The sequence below is a fragment of the Sphingobium yanoikuyae genome (genome assembly GCF_034424525.1).
Lineage (GTDB): Bacteria > Pseudomonadota > Alphaproteobacteria > Sphingomonadales > Sphingomonadaceae > Sphingobium > Sphingobium yanoikuyae.
The window spans coordinates 1,123,146-1,140,214 of record NZ_CP139979.1 but is presented as its reverse complement, the minus strand read 5'-3'; the positions used below and the strand labels follow the sequence as shown (position 1 = coordinate 1,140,214).

General features: G+C 63.5%; 15 protein-coding genes. 9 read left to right on the top strand and 6 right to left on the bottom strand.

All coding sequences use genetic code 11. The features are described from left to right. The first annotated feature begins 90 nt into the window (after window positions 1–90). The 7 genes from U0025_RS05305 (at window position 91) to U0025_RS05275 (ending at window position 8,145) form a co-directional block, all read left to right on the top strand. A complete protein-coding gene (locus tag U0025_RS05305) occupies window positions 91–543 on the top strand; it encodes a GatB/YqeY domain-containing protein (protein WP_004211770.1) in 453 nt (150 codons plus the stop codon). 77 nt (window positions 544–620) lie between these two features. Next, the gene (locus U0025_RS05300; protein ID WP_004211769.1) at window positions 621–1,022 is read left to right on the top strand and encodes an endonuclease domain-containing protein; all 402 of its coding nucleotides are present in this window, start codon (window positions 621–623) and stop codon (window positions 1,020–1,022) included. Window positions 1,023–1,026: 4 nt separating this feature from the next. Beyond that, window positions 1,027–2,916: a DNA primase gene (dnaG, locus tag U0025_RS05295; protein WP_004211768.1), complete on the top strand. Its 1,890-nt coding sequence runs from the start codon at window positions 1,027–1,029 to the stop codon at window positions 2,914–2,916. Window positions 2,917–2,959: 43 nt separating this feature from the next. Further along, a complete protein-coding gene (rpoD, locus tag U0025_RS05290) occupies window positions 2,960–4,999 on the top strand; it encodes an RNA polymerase sigma factor RpoD (protein WP_004211766.1) in 2,040 nt (679 codons plus the stop codon). Between the two features lie 220 nt (window positions 5,000–5,219). Continuing rightward, window positions 5,220–5,903, top strand: a complete 684-nt coding sequence (locus tag U0025_RS05285; RefSeq protein ID WP_004211764.1) for a DUF6975 family protein — start codon at window positions 5,220–5,222, stop codon at window positions 5,901–5,903. 99 nt (window positions 5,904–6,002) lie between these two features. Beyond that, window positions 6,003–6,848, top strand: coding sequence for an AAA family ATPase (locus U0025_RS05280; protein ID WP_004211763.1), 846 nt, complete (start codon window positions 6,003–6,005; stop codon window positions 6,846–6,848). Between the two features lie 250 nt (window positions 6,849–7,098). After that, entirely contained in the window at window positions 7,099–8,145 is a 1,047-nt protein-coding gene (locus U0025_RS05275; RefSeq protein ID WP_004211761.1) for a hypothetical protein, read from the top strand. A 60-nt stretch (window positions 8,146–8,205) separates the two neighbouring features. Here U0025_RS05275 and U0025_RS05270 read toward each other — a convergent pair whose 3' ends face one another. Both U0025_RS05270 and U0025_RS05265 read right to left on the bottom strand, forming a co-directional pair. Beyond that, entirely contained in the window at window positions 8,206–8,739 is a 534-nt protein-coding gene (locus U0025_RS05270; RefSeq protein WP_004211759.1) for a DUF3617 domain-containing protein, read from the bottom strand. A 34-nt stretch (window positions 8,740–8,773) separates the two neighbouring features. After that, on the bottom strand, window positions 8,774–9,049 hold the full coding sequence (locus U0025_RS05265) for a hypothetical protein (RefSeq protein ID WP_218916891.1): 276 nt from the start codon (window positions 9,047–9,049) through the stop codon (window positions 8,774–8,776). A 154-nt stretch (window positions 9,050–9,203) separates the two neighbouring features. Here U0025_RS05265 and U0025_RS05260 point away from each other — a divergent pair, with 154 nt between their 5' ends. Continuing rightward, window positions 9,204–10,058 (top strand): DUF817 domain-containing protein, encoded by an 855-nt coding sequence (locus U0025_RS05260; protein WP_004211757.1) that lies wholly within the window; start codon window positions 9,204–9,206, stop codon window positions 10,056–10,058. Here the strand turns inward: U0025_RS05260 and U0025_RS05255 are convergent. After that, a complete protein-coding gene (locus U0025_RS05255; protein WP_174320757.1) occupies window positions 10,046–11,410 on the bottom strand; it encodes a methyl-accepting chemotaxis protein in 1,365 nt (454 codons plus the stop codon). The two genes, U0025_RS05260 and U0025_RS05255, sit on opposite strands and share 13 nt — an antisense overlap. Before the next feature lie 146 nt (window positions 11,411–11,556). On the opposite strand from U0025_RS05255, the gene U0025_RS05250 reads away from it, so the two are divergent. After that, complete coding sequence (locus tag U0025_RS05250) at window positions 11,557–12,732, top strand: vWA domain-containing protein (RefSeq protein ID WP_004211755.1); 1,176 nt, start codon at window positions 11,557–11,559, stop codon at window positions 12,730–12,732. A gap of 1,364 nt (window positions 12,733–14,096) precedes the next feature. On the opposite strand, the gene U0025_RS05245 is transcribed toward U0025_RS05250, so the two are convergent. The 3 genes from U0025_RS05245 to U0025_RS05235 all read right to left on the bottom strand — a co-directional run bounded on the left by U0025_RS05245 (window position 14,097) and on the right by U0025_RS05235 (window position 17,068). Continuing rightward, window positions 14,097–14,366, bottom strand: coding sequence for a DUF1467 family protein (locus U0025_RS05245; protein WP_004211754.1), 270 nt, complete (start codon window positions 14,364–14,366; stop codon window positions 14,097–14,099). 285 nt (window positions 14,367–14,651) lie between these two features. Further along, window positions 14,652–16,289 (bottom strand): ribonuclease J, encoded by a 1,638-nt coding sequence (locus tag U0025_RS05240; protein ID WP_004211753.1) that lies wholly within the window; start codon window positions 16,287–16,289, stop codon window positions 14,652–14,654. After that, entirely contained in the window at window positions 16,286–17,068 is a 783-nt protein-coding gene (locus U0025_RS05235) for a type III pantothenate kinase (RefSeq protein WP_004211752.1), read from the bottom strand. The genes U0025_RS05240 and U0025_RS05235 overlap by 4 nt, the downstream gene beginning before the upstream one ends. Between the last annotated feature and the right edge of the window lies 1 nt (window position 17,069).

Genomic DNA, 17,069 nt, shown 5'->3' with positions numbered 1-17,069 from the left:
ATTCCCGCAACGCGTGAAGGTCAACGTCTGTTAAAAATCTCTTTTCGCATTATATCTACTCCTTTCCCGAGAAACAGGATTAATTCGCCCATGATTCGCGACACCATCAAGAGCGCCCAAGTGGAGTCCATGAAGGCCGGCGACAAGGATCGCCTGGCTGCCGTGCGCCTGATCCTGGCCAAGCTCAAGGATCGCGACATCGAACTGCGCACCGCCAGCAATGTGCCCGACGACGACACCGTCGTGGTCGAGGTGCTGCAGAAGATGGTGAAGCAGCGCCGCGAATCGATCGACATGTTCAAGAGCGGCGGCCGCGACGAACTGGCCGCCAAGGAACAGGCCGAGCTGGACGTGATCGAAACCTTCCTGCCGGCGCAGCTGAGCGAGGACGAGACCCGCGCCGCGATCGAGGGCATCAAGGCCGAGATCGGCGCGGAAAGCGTCAAGGACATGGGCAAGGTGATGGCCGTGCTCAAGGAACGCCATGGCGCCGTGATCGACATGAGCAAGGCGAGCGGGCTGGTGAAGGCGGCGCTGAGCTGACCTTTCGCTGGGCTGACATGCGCGTGCGATACTGACATAATAACCCCTCCCTTCCAAGGGAGGGGTTGGGGTGGGTGATGGCGCTGCGCATCAATGCGAGACTCGGTCAATTTGCGCGCGAGATGCGGCGGGAGCCTACGGAATATGAACGCCGCCTTTGGGGCGCCCTACGCGGCTCCCAGCTGGAAGGCTTCAAATTCCGCCGACAAGCCGTGATCGAACCCTATATCTGTGACTTTCTCTGCCCCCTCCTCGGCCTCATCATAGAAGTCGATGATGATAGCCATGATGCTATCAAGGATCGAGATAGAGACTTTGACCTTGCACATCAGGGCTATCTGGTTTTGCGCTTCTCCAACTTCGACATTCGGGACAATCTGGAAGGCGTGCTGAGCGTCATTCTGGATCGTGCCCGCGCCATGCCGGAAAGGCAGAAGATCACCCACCCCAACCCCTCCCTTGGAAGGGAGGGGCTTTAATTAGATGACCCTCACGCCCCAATGGCTGGACGAACTGCGCGCGCGGACGTCGCTTTCGACGTTGATCGGCAAGACCGTGAAGGTGCAGAAGGCGGGCCGCGAATATAAGGCCTGCTGCCCCTTCCATAACGAGAAGACGCCCAGCTTCACGATCAACGACGAGAAGGGCTTTTATCACTGCTTCGGCTGCGGCGCGCATGGCGATGCGATCCGCTGGATGACCGATCAGCGCGGCCTGCCTTTCATGGAGGCGGTGAAGGAACTGGCCGCGACCGCCTGCATGGAGGTGCCCGCAGCCGATCCGCGTGCGGCCAAGCGCGCCGAGCAGGCCAAAGGGCTGCATGACGCAATGGGCGCAGCGCAGGGCTTCTTCGAGGAGCAACTGGCGGGCATCGACGGCGGCGACGCCCGCGCCTATCTCGCCAAGCGCGGCATCAGCGATGCGACCCGGCGCACGTTCGGCTTTGGCTATTCGCCGGATTCGCGCGGGAAGCTGAAAGGCGCGCTCAAGGAATTTGGCGAGCCGATGCTGGTCGAGGCCGGCTTGCTCATCGCCCCTGACGGCGAACGTGACACATACGATAGGTTCCGCGGTCGTCTCATGCTGCCGATCCGCGACATTCGCGGACGGGTGATCGCCTTTGGCGGCCGCATCATCGGCCAAGGCGAACCCAAATATCTGAATTCGCCCGACACGCCGCTCTTCGACAAGGGGCGGACCCTCTACAATATCGACCGCGCCTCTCCCGCCAGCCGGCAGAGCGGCCGGGTGATCGTGGTCGAGGGCTATATGGATGTGATCGCGCTCGCCCAGGCCGGTTTCGGCGACGCCGTCGCGCCGCTCGGCACGGCGCTGACCGAGCATCAGATCGAGCGGCTGTGGAAGATGGTCGAGGTGCCGATATTGTGCTTCGACGGCGATGCGGCCGGGCAGAAGGCGGCGATCCGCGCGGCGACCCGCGCCCTCCCCCTGCTGCGCCCTGGTCACAGCCTGGCCTTCGCCACCCTGCCCGCCGGGCAAGACCCCGACGACCTGCTCCGCGCCGAGGGGCCGCGCGCGATGGACGCCGTGCTGGCTGGCGCCCAGCCGCTGGTCGATCGCCTGTGGGAGCATGAGCAGAAAGTCGGTCCGCTCGACACGCCCGAGCAGAAGGCGGCGCTCAAGCAGCGGCTAGCCGCCCATAGTGACTCGATCCAGCATCCCGATGTCCGCGCGCTCTATGCCCAGACATTCCGGGAGCGTTATGATGCGCTCTTCTTTGCCCGGCCGGATCGGTTTGGCGGCGGCCAGCGTGCCCCGCGCGGCTCCGGTGGCGGTGACAGCCGCGCCGGCTGGCAGCGCGACAAGAAGGGCAATTGGAAGCCCCCCGTCCCGCCCGCCGGCAACGAGGCGCGGGAGATCGGCGCAAACGGCATGGAACATCGGCTGCTGCGGGCGATTTTGGCCAGCCTGCTGCGCGATCCGAAGCAGATTATCCTGCACCGCGAGACGCTGTCAGGCCTGCGAATCGGCGATCCGGCGCTGGCGCAATTGCTGGATGCGATGATCGCCGCATCCTTCCGCAAAGAAACAGTTGAAACGCAGGCCCTCCTTACCATATTGGGGCAAGGTGACTTGTATAATATGGCTAAGGGGATGCTCCGGGCCGATACGTTCACATTCACCCCACATAGGATGACAACCGACCCCAGTCGCGTGCAACGCGACCTGGACGAGGCCATCCGGGTGATGGCGCAAGGACCGGAGCTGGAAACGGCGCTGGCGGAGGCTACTAGACGGTTCGAGAGCGACTTCAGCGAAGAGAATTTCGCTGAACAGCAGCGCATCCGCGCGCTGAAAGCCGATCACGACAGCCGCCTGGCGGAACTGGCGCAGTCCGAAGACATTGTTTGATTGAGGCTCGTTCCTGTCGGGACGACGGAGTTAAGGCGAATAGATGGCGACCAAGGCGAACAGCAAGAATGGCGGGATGGGCGATGGCGAGGATGGCGATGCCCCCCTGCTCGACCTCAACGAAGCGTCCGTCAAGAAGCTGATCGCCCGCGCGAAGAAGCGCGGCTACATCACCTATGACGAACTGAACGACGCCCTGCCGCAGGACCAGATGTCCTCCGAGCAGATCGAGGACATCATGTCGGCGCTCAACGAGATGGGCGTCAACATCGTCGAGAATGAAGAGGCGAGCGAAGACGGCGACGAGCAGCGCGAGCGCGAGGAAGCCGACGACGCCGACGATGATTCGAGCGACGATGACGGCCCCAAGCTCGTCACCGAGAAGAAGAAGGAAACGGTCGATCGCACCGACGATCCCGTGCGCATGTATCTGCGCGAGATGGGCGCTGTCGAACTGCTCAGCCGCGAGGGCGAAATCGCCATCGCCAAGCGCATCGAGGCCGGCCGCGACACGATGATCCTGGGTCTGTGCGAAAGCCCGACCACCTTCAACGCGATCATCGAATGGTCGACCGCGCTCAACAATGGCGAGATGCAGCTGCGCGAGATCCTCGATCTCGACGCCATGCTGTCCAAGGATCCTGCTCCTGAAAATATGGAGGAAGGCGCCGAGGATGATGATGGCGAGATCAGCGAGAAGACCGCCGGTCCCAGCTTCAAGGAAGAGGAAGAGCCGGAGGAGGAATCCGCCGACGGCGACGAGGACGAGGATGGTGCGCCCCGCGCCCGCCGCGAAGAGGACGAGGAAGAGGACAACACCCTGTCCCTCGCCCAGATGGAAGAGACTTTGAAGCCGATGGCGCTGGAGAAGTTCGCGACCATCACCGAAATCTTCCGCGCCTTCTCCAAGGCCCAGGAATCGCGCATGGTCGCCATGGCCAATGGCGAGAGCCTGAGCCAGAAGGCCGAGGACAGCTATCATGAGCTGCGCGAGCAGCTGACCGCCGAGGTCGAGAGCGTTCAGTTCCACCAGCAGAAGATCGAATATCTGGTTGACCAGCTCTATGCCTATAACCGGCGCCTGACCGCGCTGGGTGGCCAGATGCTGCGCCTGGCCGAACGCCACAAGGTCAGCCGCAAGGACTTCCTTGAGCGCTATATGGGCCATGAGCTGGACGATGCCTGGCTGGAAAAGGTGCAGGGCCTCGACAAGAAATGGGCCGCCTTTGCCGCTGCCGAAGGCCGCGCGGTCGAGCGCATCCGCAACGAGGTGAGCGAGATCGCCCAGGCGACCGGCATGTCGCTCAGCGAATTCCGCCGCATCGTGAACATGGTGCAGAAGGGCGAGCGTGAGGCGCGCATCGCGAAGAAGGAAATGGTCGAGGCAAACCTGCGCCTCGTTATCTCCATCGCGAAGAAGTACACGAACCGCGGCCTGCAGTTCCTGGACCTTATCCAGGAAGGCAATATCGGCCTGATGAAGGCGGTGGACAAGTTCGAGTATCGCCGCGGCTACAAGTTCAGCACCTACGCCACCTGGTGGATCCGTCAGGCGATCACCCGTTCGATCGCGGATCAGGCGCGGACCATCCGCATCCCGGTCCACATGATCGAGACGATCAACAAGCTGGTCCGCACCAGCCGCCAGTTCCTGCACGAGCAGGGCCGCGAGCCCACGCCGGAGGAAATGGCCGAGCGCCTGTCGATGCCGCTCGAAAAGGTCCGCAAGGTGATGAAGATCGCCAAGGAGCCGATCTCGCTCGAAACGCCGATCGGCGACGAGGAAGACAGCCACCTCGGCGATTTCATCGAGGACAAGAATGCGATCATCCCGGTGGATGCCGCGATCCAGGCGAACCTCAAGGAAACGGTTACCCGCGTCCTTGCCAGCCTGACCCCGCGCGAGGAACGCGTGCTGCGCATGCGCTTCGGCATCGGCATGAACACCGACCATACGCTGGAGGAAGTGGGCCAGCAGTTCAGCGTGACCCGCGAGCGTATCCGCCAGATCGAGGCGAAGGCGCTGCGCAAGCTCAAGCACCCCAGCCGCAGCCGCAAGATGCGCAGCTTCCTGGACCAGTAAATCCGGTCAGATTATCGCTTCAAACAAGGGCCCGGCCGGACATTCCAGCCGGGCCTTTTGTTTTTCAAGACGATAGCATCATTTGTTAACCATAACGGCCTAGACCATTGGTGCCACATTTGCGACCAGCCGAAGCGACAAGTTTAACCCGGCGTTTACGCACCTTGCCCTAGATTGTGCCCAGCGGCGCCCCTTACGCCGTTGCCACAGGGAAATTTCTATGAGCGAAGTGACGGCGCTGCGCCGGGGCGACGATATTGCGCAAATCCTGGACATGCTGGTTCGGGCCGATGGCAGCTATAGCCACAGCTATCTGGCCCAGGCGAGCCAGGATGCCCGCTCGCGCGATGGCCTTGGCCTGCCCGACCTTGCCGATGCCGCCTATTATCTCTGCCTGCTCCATGGTCGCCATCCCGGCGTGATCGACCATGCCGCCACCCGCTCGGTCGACAATGCCGCGCGCCGCTGGCTGATCGAGGCCGCCGACGCCTTTGCGCGGGAGCGCGCCTATCTGACCCAGGTCACCGTGGCCGCAGGCCCCGCCCCCAGCACGGCGGGCCAGAGCAGTTGCGAAACCATCGTCAGTCAGCAGCGCCATGCGCTCGACATGCTGGCCCAGTCCGACCGGCGCGGTTGCGCCATGGGCGCAGCGATCGCGTTGGTGCTGGACTGGCGCGCCGTGCGCAAGCTGCTGGACATTGCCGCGCTTCGTGCGGGCATCGAACCGGTTCCCTGCTCTTTGCCCGATCATCGAGCAACGCTGGACGTGGCGCGCGCCATTGGTGGCGATCCGGCCGTTGATCGCGCGATCCAGTTCGGCATGCGCCAACTCCTGGCGCAGCATCGTGGCCTGTGGGATGTGCTGGAGGCGCGCGCCGCCATCCGCCGGCAACAGCCGGCCTGATCCATCGCCCCACCGCTTGCCGCAACGCACAAACGCGTTGCGCCCCAATCCCGCTTTGCCTAGTCCGGTCCTCCAGCAATGATGGAGCGGAAGAGAGCCATGCGCTTTGAAGGCACCCAGGATTATGTCGCCACCGACGATCTGAAGGTCGCGGTCAATGCCGCCGTGCTGCTGCGCCGGCCGCTGCTGGTGAAGGGCGAACCGGGCACCGGCAAGACCGTGCTGGCCCAGGAAATCGCCAAGGCCATTAACGCCCCCCTGATCGAATGGAACGTCAAGTCGACGACCAAGGCGCGTCAGGGCCTGTATGAATATGATGCGGTTGCCCGCCTGCGCGACGGCCAACTGGGTGACGAGCGGGTCCATGACATCGCCAACTATATCCGCAAGGGCAAGCTGTGGGAGGCCTTCACCTCCCCCACCCTGCCCGTCCTGCTGATCGACGAGATCGACAAGGCCGATATCGAATTTCCCAACGACCTGTTGCAGGAACTCGATCGCATGGCCTTCCATGTCTATGAGACCGGCGAGACGGTCGCGGCCAAGGAACGGCCGGTCGTCATCATCACCTCGAACAACGAGAAGGAACTGCCCGACGCCTTCCTGCGCCGTTGTTTCTTCCACTATATCAAATTCCCGGATCGCGAGACGATGCAGGCGATCGTTGATGTCCATTTCCCCGGCATCCAGAAGATGCTGGTCAGCCGGGCGATGGACATTTTCTACGACATTCGTGAAGTGCCCGGCCTCAAGAAGAAGCCCAGCACATCCGAACTGCTCGACTGGCTGAAACTGCTGCTGAACGAGGACATGCCGCTCGACGTGCTGCAGAATGCCGATCCGACCAAGGCGATCCCGCCGCTGCACGGCGCGCTGCTCAAGAATGAGCAGGACATCATGATGTTCGAGCGCCTGGCCTTCATGGCGCGGCGCCAGGGGCGCTGAGGCCGCCGTCCAACCTGGCCGAATCGCGATCCTGACATTGGGCGAACCCGGCCTGATCGTGGCCGAAGGCGTCATCCGGACCGATGCTGCACAGCAATGGGCCTGTCACGGCCCGCAATTGTCGCAATTTCCGGGGCAAATAGCACCGGCAGCGTGAAGGCGGCTTGCGCCCCTGCGGAATCCGTGATTTTCTGATCCTCTGTCATTCAAGGCCGCGCCAAGACGGTCTGGATCGAGAGAGAGGATGCCAATGCCCCGACGTGCGTTGTTCCTATGTTCGATGGCCCTCTGCCTGGCTCTGCCCTCGCTGGCGCAGGCGGCGGACGATATCGAGGCATGGACGCCCAGTGATACTGCCATACGTGCCACCGCCGCCGGCATCAGCCTGCCGCAGACGGTCGGCAGCCTGTCGCTGACCAAGAGCGGCGAAGTATCGAACGGCGGCAAGGGCATCGACAATTATGCCCAATATATTTCGCAGGATGGCGCCATCCAGGCGACCCTCTATGTCTATCTGCCCGCCTATGCCGACGCTTCACTCGCCGCTTACATGACCGACAAGGCGGTTATGGAGCGGTTCGGCGGCAAGACCCATCGCACCGCCTATGACAGCGTCGCCGCCGGCGGCCGCGCGGGCACGGCGATCCGCGCCGTCTATGACGATGCCGCCGATGGCGCGCTGACGACGGCCGCCGCCTTCGCCCATGCCGGACGCTGGATGGTGAAGCTGCGCGTCACCGGGCCGACCGAACGCCGCGCCGAAGTGCTGGCCGGATTGGACGGCATGCTGGCCGGCCTAAAATTCGACGATACGACAAGCCTTCACGCGACCGGCCCCGCCAGCTTCGGCGCCTGCCCGACCGGCGATGGCGGCGACGCCCGCCTGACCAAGGCCGTGCCCAGCGGCACCGCCGGCCAGCCCGTGCCGCAGGAAGTCCGCATCCCGCGCGAGGGCAAGGATAATCTGTGCATTCGCGGCACCGTCCAGACCGCGCAGGGCAGCTATGACATGCTGCAGCAGACGGGGCGCAGCGGTGGCGCGATCATCGTGCCGGTCGACGATAGCGGCACCGTCCTCGCCTTCGATCCCGCCACCCGCGACCTTGGCTATCAACTGTCGATCCATATGGTCGGCCAGACCGATCTTTACGGCGTCTATGACAAGGTGCCCAGCGGCCGCCAGATCGCCGCGATCCTGGACGGCAAGGATCCCCAGACCGCCCAAGCCGAAGCCACGGCACTCTATGCCGCCAATGGCGAGGTTACGATCAGCCAGGGCGCGCGCAAGCCCAACTGAGGCGGTTTTAGAAAATGCTGGGCGCTCCGGACATTATCCGGAGCGCCCTTTCGCTTCCGATCAGCGACCGGGGCACACGCCGACGCGCTCCCCCGACAATTCGGTCTTCAGGCTCCCGAAGAAGCGCGGCTTCTCGGGTCCCTTCCCGCGCGGCCCGCGTCCGCCAACAGTCTTGTGTTCGGCAGATGCCTCCAGCGCATCGCCGGTGACCGTTCCGTTCATCCTGCCATAGGAAAAGCCGCCATGCGCACGGCCGCAATATAGTCGCCCCTCGAATTTGCGCCCTGACACAGTGACCCGCCATTGGCGGCATCCATGCGGGCCACCGGTTCCAGCCGGCAGGGGCGGGCCCTCCACGGCATAGCGGATCGCCAGGTCATCGCGGCGATCGGGGATGCACGCCTCCCACTGGCGGGTGCCGGGAGGATGATGTCCGGACATGCTGCTCACATAGGTGCCGATCTCGGTAAAGCGCCACAGGCCAGGATTGATGACATGGCGCGCGCCGGTGACGATGATCGCGTCGGATTTTCCGCCTTCGTCCGCTTGCGCATCCTGTCCGGCAGCGGAGGTTTCAAGCGCGGCTTCGCTCACCAGCGCCGGCAATGTTCCACGATGACTGGCGAGATCATCGATCCGGGCATTGACGCATTGCTTGGCCTCTTCGCGCCTTGTCTTCCCGTCGAGCAGGCATTGCTGCAATAATATGCAGATCGCCCGGTCGGCGGTCGGCGGCCGGCGTGCCGGTCGTCCCGTCGAGATTACAGGCCTTGAGCCAGGGGCCACGAAGCGCATATTCGATGTTGATGATCTTCATCCGGGCGGCGATCACGATGATCTCGTCCTCGGCCTGCTGGGGCGTATCGGTCCCCAGCGCCGCGCCCGACGCGCCGAGCAGCGCCAAAGCCGCACCCCGCGTCCATCGCCGTCCCGCCATCGGCAGCCTCTCCTCATTTTTTGTCGTTCCGTCAGCTTAACGATCATGCGCGCGCTGCAAAGCCCTTTCGTCGGGGCCGGAATGATTGGCGTCCGGGCCATGGCGCGCTAGACATCGGGACATGAACGACCCCACGGGCGCGACCCGCTTTGCGCGGATACGCGCCCATCTGGAATCGGTCCGCGTCGCGGCGGGGCCGCGCGCCTGGGCCTATGAGTTCCTGCTGTTCGGCTTCAAACAGGGCTGGGCCTGCCTGTTCGGCGGACTGATGCTGGCCCTGCTGCTCGCGACCCATCTTTTCTATCCCGCCGGCGCGCCGCTGCATCGCTATGATTTCCTGACCCTGTCGGCGATCGCGATCCAGATCGCGATGCTGGCCCTGCGGCTGGAAAGTCCGCGTGAGGCACTAGTGATCTGTGCCTTCCACCTGATCGGCACGATCATGGAATTGTTCAAGACCCATGCGGGAAGCTGGGTCTATCCGGAGGCCAGCCTGCTCCATATCGGCCCCGTGCCGCTCTTTTCCGGCTTCATGTATGCGGCCGTCGGCAGCTATATTGCGCGGGTCTGGCGCATCTTCGACTTCGGGTTCAGCCGCTATCCACCGGCGTGGACGACGGTGCTGCTGGCGAGCGCCATCTATGTCAATTTCTTCGCCCATCACTGGCTGCCCGATGTGCGGATCGCCCTGTTCGCTGCCGCCATTCTGCTGTTCGGGCGCAGCTGGATCTGGTTCACGCCCTGGCGCGAGCCACGACGGATGCCATTGCTGCTCGGCTTCTTCCTGGTCGCGCTGTTCATTTGGCTGGCGGAGAATATCGGCACCTTCGCCAATGCCTGGACCTACCCCAGCCAGCGCCATGGTTGGGAGATGGTCAGCCTGATGAAGCTGGGCGCCTGGTATCTGCTGATGATCATCTCCTTCGTGCTGGTCTCGCTGATCCATGGCATAAGGCGCGTCGATCAGATCAGATAGCCGACCTCATACAGGCCCCAGCGGCGGCCGGCGAAGCGCAGCGGCACGAACACGCTGCGCAGTGCCCGGTAGCGCCCCTCCCCCAGATTCTGGCGATAGGTGAAGAGGTAGAAATCATCGTCGCCGTCGAGCGCGCGGCGGGTCTGGGCGTCCATGAAGATTTGCCGGTTGCGGGCATGTTCCATGTTCCAGCGCGGATCGCCGATGCGCTGCGGCTGGCTGCGCGCGCTGATATGGGTGGGCAGATAGCCGTCCATGTCGATCAGGCAGCAGCCGATGATGGTCGCGTCCTTCGCGGTATGGCGGTCGAGCAACGGCCGCACCCGCAGATCGGCATAGGCGGTGAAACCGGTCTGATATTGGGTCGGTTCAGATCCCGCGATCGGTCGATGGCTGCGATCGAACAGCGCCTGTTGCGACAGTTCGCCGCGGGCCAGTGCATCCTCGATCAGCGCCGCGACCTCCGCCGCGCCATCCTCGGCCAGCGCGATATAATGGCTGTTGCGGGTGCGCAGCCTGCTCTGCGCCGCTGTGTTGAGCATGTCGTTGGCCAGGCTCTCCAGCGTCTCGATCTTGTCGCGGGCCATGTCGACACGCCCCGCGCTCTCGGTCGAGGAGCGGCCGAACAGTGCCAGCCCCTGATCCAGCGCCGCGACATGGGCGTCCGCCTCGTCGGTGCAGGCGACGATCGCACTGGAGCGCTCGCCGAACTGGGTCACCAGCGAGGCGATTTCGGCCAGCGACAAACGCAGCTGGTCGATATGGGTGCCGACGTCGCGGCCGCGCTGGATATTCGCCTCCACCCCGCCGATCAGATGCCGGGCATCGCGGTCGAGCTGGCCAAGCTTGCTGCCGACCGAGGCCGAGGATTCGGCCGCCTGCTCGGCAAGCCGCCGGATTTCCTCCGCCACCACGGCAAAGCCCATCGTTGCCTCGCCGCCGCGCGCTGCCTCGATCGCGGCGTTGACACCCAGCAGGCGAGTCTGGCGGGCGATCGTGCCGAGCTGGTCGGAAATGCCGCCGACCGCCTCGATCACCTGTAGGAACTGGCGCAGATGGCCTTCAAGGCCGGTGACATGTTCGACCAGCCCCGCCACCTCGCCCAGCGACAGGGTGATGACATCATGCCCCTCGGCAATGATGCGCCCGGCGCGCCCGGCGGTGAGGCTCAGTTCCTGGGCGGCCGCCACGCTCTCATTCTGGCTTGCGGTCAGCGTCTGCATGTTCGCCTGCAGGTCCGACAGGCGCGCCGAATCGCCCTGGATCCGGCGGTTCACCTCGCCCAGAAATCCAGCGGTCTCGCTGCATTGCAATGCTATGTCGCCCGACCGTTCCCCCAGGTCAGCCAACAATTCTCCGTTTTCCAAGCCGCCCCCGCAACTTAACTGTCACAATGAATACTGAACTGTTTACCGTGCGGCGCAACACTTAATATTTCGCCAATGCGATCCGCCCGGCGCTTGCATCGCCCGGCGCGCTAGCCGACAAGATCGGCACCATGATGCTCAATTTCCTCTACGCGCTACGCGCCGCCGGCATCCCCGCCAGCATCAAGGAGCATCTGCTGCTCCTCGAAGCGCTGGACCGCGACGTGATCGAGCGGCGGCCCGAGGATTTCTATTATCTCGCCCGCGCCACCTATGTGAAGGATGAAGGGCTGATCGACCGGTTCGATCAGGTGTTTGCCAAGGTGTTCAAGGGCCTGCTGGGCCAGGATGGGGTCGAGGCGGAGATACCCGAGGAATGGCTGCGCCTGGTCGCGGAGAAGTTCCTCAGCCCCGAGGAGATGGAGAAGATCAAGTCGCTGGGCGACTGGGACGAGATCATGAAGACGCTGAAGGAGCGGCTGGAGGAGCAGAAGGAACGCCACCAGGGCGGCAGCAAGTGGATCGGCACCGGCGGCACATCCCCCTTCGGCCATGGCGGCTATAATCCCGAGGGCGTGCGGATCGGCGGGGAAAGTCGGCACAAGCGCGCGATCAAGGTGTGGGAAAAGCGCGAATTCGCCAATCTGGACAGCAATCGCGAGATCGGCACCCGCAATATCAAGGTGGCGCTGAGGCGGCTGCGGCGTTTTGCGCGGGAGGGCGCGGCCGACGAACTGGATCTGGACGCCACGATCCGCGGTACCGCGCGTCAGGGCTGGCTCGACATCCGGATGCGGCCCGAGCGGCACAATGCGGTCAAGCTGCTGCTGTTCCTGGACGTGGGCGGATCAATGGACCCGCATATCAAGCTGTGCGAGGAGCTGTTTTCGGCCGCGACCAGCGAATTCAAGAATATGGAATTCTTCTACTTCCATAACTGCCTCTATGAAGGCGTATGGAAGGATAATCGCCGCCGCTTTGCCGAGCGCACCCCGACCTGGGACGTGCTGCACAAATATGGCCACGATTATAAGGTGATCTTCGTCGGCGACGCGGCGATGAGCCCCTATGAGATCAGCCATCCCGGCGGGTCGGTGGAGCATATGAACGAGGAAGCCGGTGCCGTCTGGCTGCAGCGCGTTGCACACACCTATCCCGCGACCGTGTGGCTGAACCCCGCGCCGGCGGAACATTGGGGCTATAGCCAATCGACCCGCATCATCCGCGACTTGATGAATGAGCGCATGTATCCGCTGACCTTGGAGGGGCTGGATGAGGCTATGCGGGAGCTGACGCGCAAGCGGTAGGGGCGATCGACATCCAGCCCTGACGGCCTGCAAATGGCGGTTTCCCGCGCTTCCGGTGCTCACGTACTTTAAGTACGCTGCGCTCCGGGTCACGGAAAACCACCATTTTCGTCACGTCATCATCTGAATGTCGATCGCCCCTAGGGCTGGCCTCTGCGGCGCACGGGCATATCCGACAGGTCAAAGAGCCGTCCGCATTATGGCGGAGGCGCGCGGTGTAGGACAGCGCGAATTTGCTGCCTCAAGGGTCGACCAGCCGGGCTGATGACGCGACAGTTTATTTCGGTCCGAAGTTCACAGTGTCGTCGGGCGATTTAGGGCCTTTTGCACCTGTCACGCGCCCGCGACGCGACAGCGGCGCGACAATTCCGGACATGTTTGCGTGAGGGGGACGGCTGTTCATGGCCGGAGTAGATCATGAACGGGCCGAATAGGACAGAGGGTGTGCGGCCTTGGTCGGCTCGCGCTCGCAAAGCAAGAAAAGCGGGATGCCGGGTCAAGCCCGGCATGACGGGATTGAGGATGACGCCTAGCGACCAATCGCTGCTGTAAAATCCCCCCCTTGCAGGGGAGGATGGTCTCGAAGCGACCATTTGATGTCATTGATCTAGTGCATTGGTCTTCCAGATAGCGGACGCTCGCGCTAGGTTTCTATGATGCCAGCTAAACAAGCATTTGAAGCACTCGCTCTTTCATTGGTCGGCCAACCGATCAGTTATATATGGCGCGGCTACGGATCGGCGATCTTCATCGAAATCGGGGAACTCACCCCTCGCTTGAATAGGGATGGATCAGTCGGGCATCCCGAGGGTGAAGTATCACTGGGGGTCGAATGGAGTTGGCGTATCGAAAATACGCACGCAATTGTCTGTGGCAGTTGGAGCGACGATGATCTCTGGGAACCTGCGCTATCCTGCCTACGAGATGCGCGAGTTGAGCGGTGCGAAGCGCTCGGCTATCTTCCCGAGGTCGTCCTGACCACGGTTGAAGGGTTCCGCTTCCTTACATTTTCTACAACGGATGGCCAGCCACAGTGGCATATAGTGGATAGACGCGATGGCGATGCCCGTTGGTTCAGCGTGCGAGATGGGCAGTTACATCTTGGAGATGGAACCGAACCAGCTTTCTAAAGGCAGCTTTCTGCATTTCGTGGCCGAAACCCGACAGTCCCCTCACCACCCTATTCGTCATTCCCGCGTAGGCGGGAATCTATCTCCTAACCTTCTCTCTGGTCCCACGCTGGCGAGATGGATCCCCGCCTCCGCGGGGATGACGGGAGGAAAAGCAGGCGGTCGTTAGCCATCCCTACGTGGCGCTTCCACGGCATCGGTTTTGCCCGCGCCGCCGGTACATAGCATCCCCGCTCAGCGTGGCGGATGGAGGCCGGGGATGTTGTCGATCGTGACCCAGCCCTGCACATAATTGGCATAATAGAGGCCGAACAGGACGGCCGAGAGCAGGGTGGCGCGGAGCATGACGCGGCCGGGGCGGAAGTTGCTGGGGGCGCTGTCCGCCTGGCCTTTCAGCAGCACCTCGCCCGTTTCGTCGGGCGTGCACAGGCCGAAGGGCAGGACGAGGAAGGCGCTGATCACCCAGAACAGCACATAGATGGCGAAGATGGCGTACCAGTTCATCCGGCCCGCCCTTTATTGCAGCGCATGCCCCTATCCTCTCCCGTCATGGCGTCGTTCGCTATGACGATTCAATTCTGATCTGCCCGAGCCTAGAGCGGCATGACATGGGATCAACCCATGCTGTCATTGCGAGCGTAGCGAAGCAATCCATGTCGCGCCGGTGGATTGCTTCGCTACGCTCGCAATGACGAGTCCGCCTGATGTCATTTCGCTCTAGATGTTTCCGGTTACTCGCAAAAGCGCCGTTCGCCTTGCTCCCGCAGGATGGCGAACGGCACTCTCATATCATGCGCGGATCAGCAGCACGTCGACGATCGGCTTCTTGCCGGTCCAGCGGGTAGCGGTGCGGCGCACGGCGAGGCGCAGCCGTTCGCGCAGGGCTTCCTGCTCCATCGATCCCTTGGCCACCGCCGCCGCCGCTTCCTCGGCCGCTTCGGCGAGGAAGGCATCCTTGTCTTCCTCCACCGGCACGCCCTGGGTGCGCAGCACGGGTTCGCCGATCAGGCGGTTCTTGGCGTCGAGCGCCACGGCGACGCTGATCTGGCCGTGCAGGCCGAGCTTGCGCCGCTCGTTCATGGTCGCGCCGTCGGCGGGCAGGATGACATCGCCGTCGAGGACCAGACGGCCGGTATCCTCATGGCCGATGATCGTCGGCTTGCCCGGTGCCAGGCGCAGCAGGTCGCCGTTCGACTGCACCACCGCATCGGGGATGCCGGTGGCGAGGCCAAGCCGCGCCTGTTCCGCCATGTGGCGGCGCTCGCCATGGACCGGCAGCAGGATGGCGGGGCGGATCCAGCGATACATGGATTCCAGTTCCGGACGGCCCGGATGGCCCGAGACATGGACCTCTGCCTGGCGGTCGGTCACCATGATGATGCCCTTGGTCGCCAGCGCATTCTGGATGCGGCCGATCGCGATCTCGTTGCCCGGAATCTGTTTGGACGAGAAGACGACGGTATCGCCCTCAGCCAGCTTGATCGGGTGGCTGTCAAAGGCGATGCGCGACAGGGCGGCGCGCGCCTCGCCCTGGCCGCCGGTGGCGATGAACATCACTTCCGATCGGGGCAGGTCCATCGCATCGTCCCAGTCGACCAGCGGCGGGAAATCCTTGAGATAACCGGCGGCCTTGGCGGTGCTGATGATGCGGTCGAGCGAGCGGCCGGCGACGCACAGCTTGCGCCCGGTGGCGGCCGCGACCTCGCCCAGCGTCTGCACGCGCGCAGCGTTGGAGGCAAAGGTGGTAACCAGCACCCGGCCCTTCGCCGCTGCGACGGTCTGCATCAGGCCATCGCGCACGGTGCTTTCAGAACCCGACGGTTCTGGATTGAAGACATTGGTGCTGTCGCACACCAGAGCCAGCACGCCCTCGTCACCGATCGCGGTCAGCTCCTCCGGCGTGGAGGGCTCGCCGAGCAGCGGGGCGGCGTCCAGCTTCCAGTCGCCGGTGTGGAAGATGCGGCCGTGCGGCGTGTCGATCAGGACGGCATTGCCCTCCGGGATCGAGTGGGCCAGCGGCACATAGCGGAAGCCGAACGGGCCGAGATTGAAGCTGCCTTCATTCTCGATGACGTGGAGCTTCACCTCCTTGGTCAGGCCTTCCTCTTCCAGCTTCAGCCGGATCAGGCCGGCGGTGAAGGGCGTGGCATAGAGCGGCACGCCCAGGTCCGCCGCCAGATAGGGGATGGCGCCGATATGGTCTTCATGGCCATGGGTCAGCACGATGCCGAGCAGGTCATCCTTGCGCTCCTCGATGAAGGCAAGGTCGGGCAGCACCAGTTCGACGCCGGGATAAAGCGGATCGGCAAAGGTCAGGCCGAGATCGACCATGACCCATTTGCCCTGGCAACCATAAAGATTGACGTTCATGCCGATCTCGCCCGAGCCGCCGAGGGCCAGGAAGAGCAGCTCGTCTTTGGGTGTCATTCTGTCTGTAAACTCCGTTCGTACAGCAATGCGAGGCCCTGGATCGTCAGGTCGGGCGCGATCGCATCGAAAATATCGCTATTGTCATTGAAGAGGACGGCGAGTCCTCCGGTCGAAATCACTTTGGTCGGGCGGCCGATCTCGGCCCGCATGCGGGCGACCAGCCCCTCCATCATCGCCACATAGCCCCAGAAGACGCCGATCAGCATGGCGTCGGCCGTGGTCCGACCGATAACCGATCGGTTCTCTGGCGGGGCGATCGCGATGCGGGGCAGCTTGGCCGCGGCCGCCACTAGCGCATCGAGCGACAGGTTGATGCCCGGCGCGATGATGCCGCCCTTATAGGCGCCGCGATAATCCACCACGTCGAAGGTGGTCGCCGTGCCGAAGTCGATGACGATCAGGTCGCCATCATAAAGATGGTGGGCCGCAATCGCGTTTACAACCCGGTCGGCGCCGACCGAGGCGGGTTCCGCCACGTCCAGTTCGATGCCCCAGTCGACCGGCGGCTGGCCGGCGACCAGCGCGGTGGTCTTGAAATATTTGTCGGCCAGCACCTGAAGATTGTGGAGCGCGCGCGGCACGACCGTGGCGACGATCACCGCGTCGACATCGGCCATGGCATAGCCTTCCAGCATCAAAAGCTGGTTCAGCCACACCGCATATTCGTCGGCGGTGCGGCGCGGGTCGGTGGCGATGCGCCAGCGCGTCTTGATCTCACGCCCGTCGAGCAGCGCGAAAACGACATTGGTGTTGCCCGCGTCGATCGCGAGAAGCATG

Coding starts and splice junctions, on each gene's coding strand:
- U0025_RS05285 (WP_004211764.1), top strand. CDS start 5,220: ATGAGCGAAGTGACGGCGCTGCGCCGGGGCGACGATATTGCGCAAATC.
- U0025_RS05275 (WP_004211761.1), top strand. CDS start 7,099: ATGCCCCGACGTGCGTTGTTCCTATGTTCGATGGCCCTCTGCCTGGCT.
- U0025_RS05300 (WP_004211769.1), top strand. CDS start 621: ATGGCGCTGCGCATCAATGCGAGACTCGGTCAATTTGCGCGCGAGATG.
- U0025_RS05235 (WP_004211752.1), bottom strand. CDS start 17,068: ATGCTTCTCGCGATCGACGCGGGCAACACCAATGTCGTTTTCGCGCTG.
- dnaG (WP_004211768.1), top strand. CDS start 1,027: ATGACCCTCACGCCCCAATGGCTGGACGAACTGCGCGCGCGGACGTCG.
- U0025_RS05305 (WP_004211770.1), top strand. CDS start 91: ATGATTCGCGACACCATCAAGAGCGCCCAAGTGGAGTCCATGAAGGCC.
- U0025_RS05250 (WP_004211755.1), top strand. CDS start 11,557: ATGATGCTCAATTTCCTCTACGCGCTACGCGCCGCCGGCATCCCCGCC.
- U0025_RS05280 (WP_004211763.1), top strand. CDS start 6,003: ATGCGCTTTGAAGGCACCCAGGATTATGTCGCCACCGACGATCTGAAG.
- U0025_RS05240 (WP_004211753.1), bottom strand. CDS start 16,289: ATGACACCCAAAGACGAGCTGCTCTTCCTGGCCCTCGGCGGCTCGGGC.
- U0025_RS05245 (WP_004211754.1), bottom strand. CDS start 14,366: ATGAACTGGTACGCCATCTTCGCCATCTATGTGCTGTTCTGGGTGATC.
- rpoD (WP_004211766.1), top strand. CDS start 2,960: ATGGCGACCAAGGCGAACAGCAAGAATGGCGGGATGGGCGATGGCGAG.
- U0025_RS05260 (WP_004211757.1), top strand. CDS start 9,204: ATGAACGACCCCACGGGCGCGACCCGCTTTGCGCGGATACGCGCCCAT.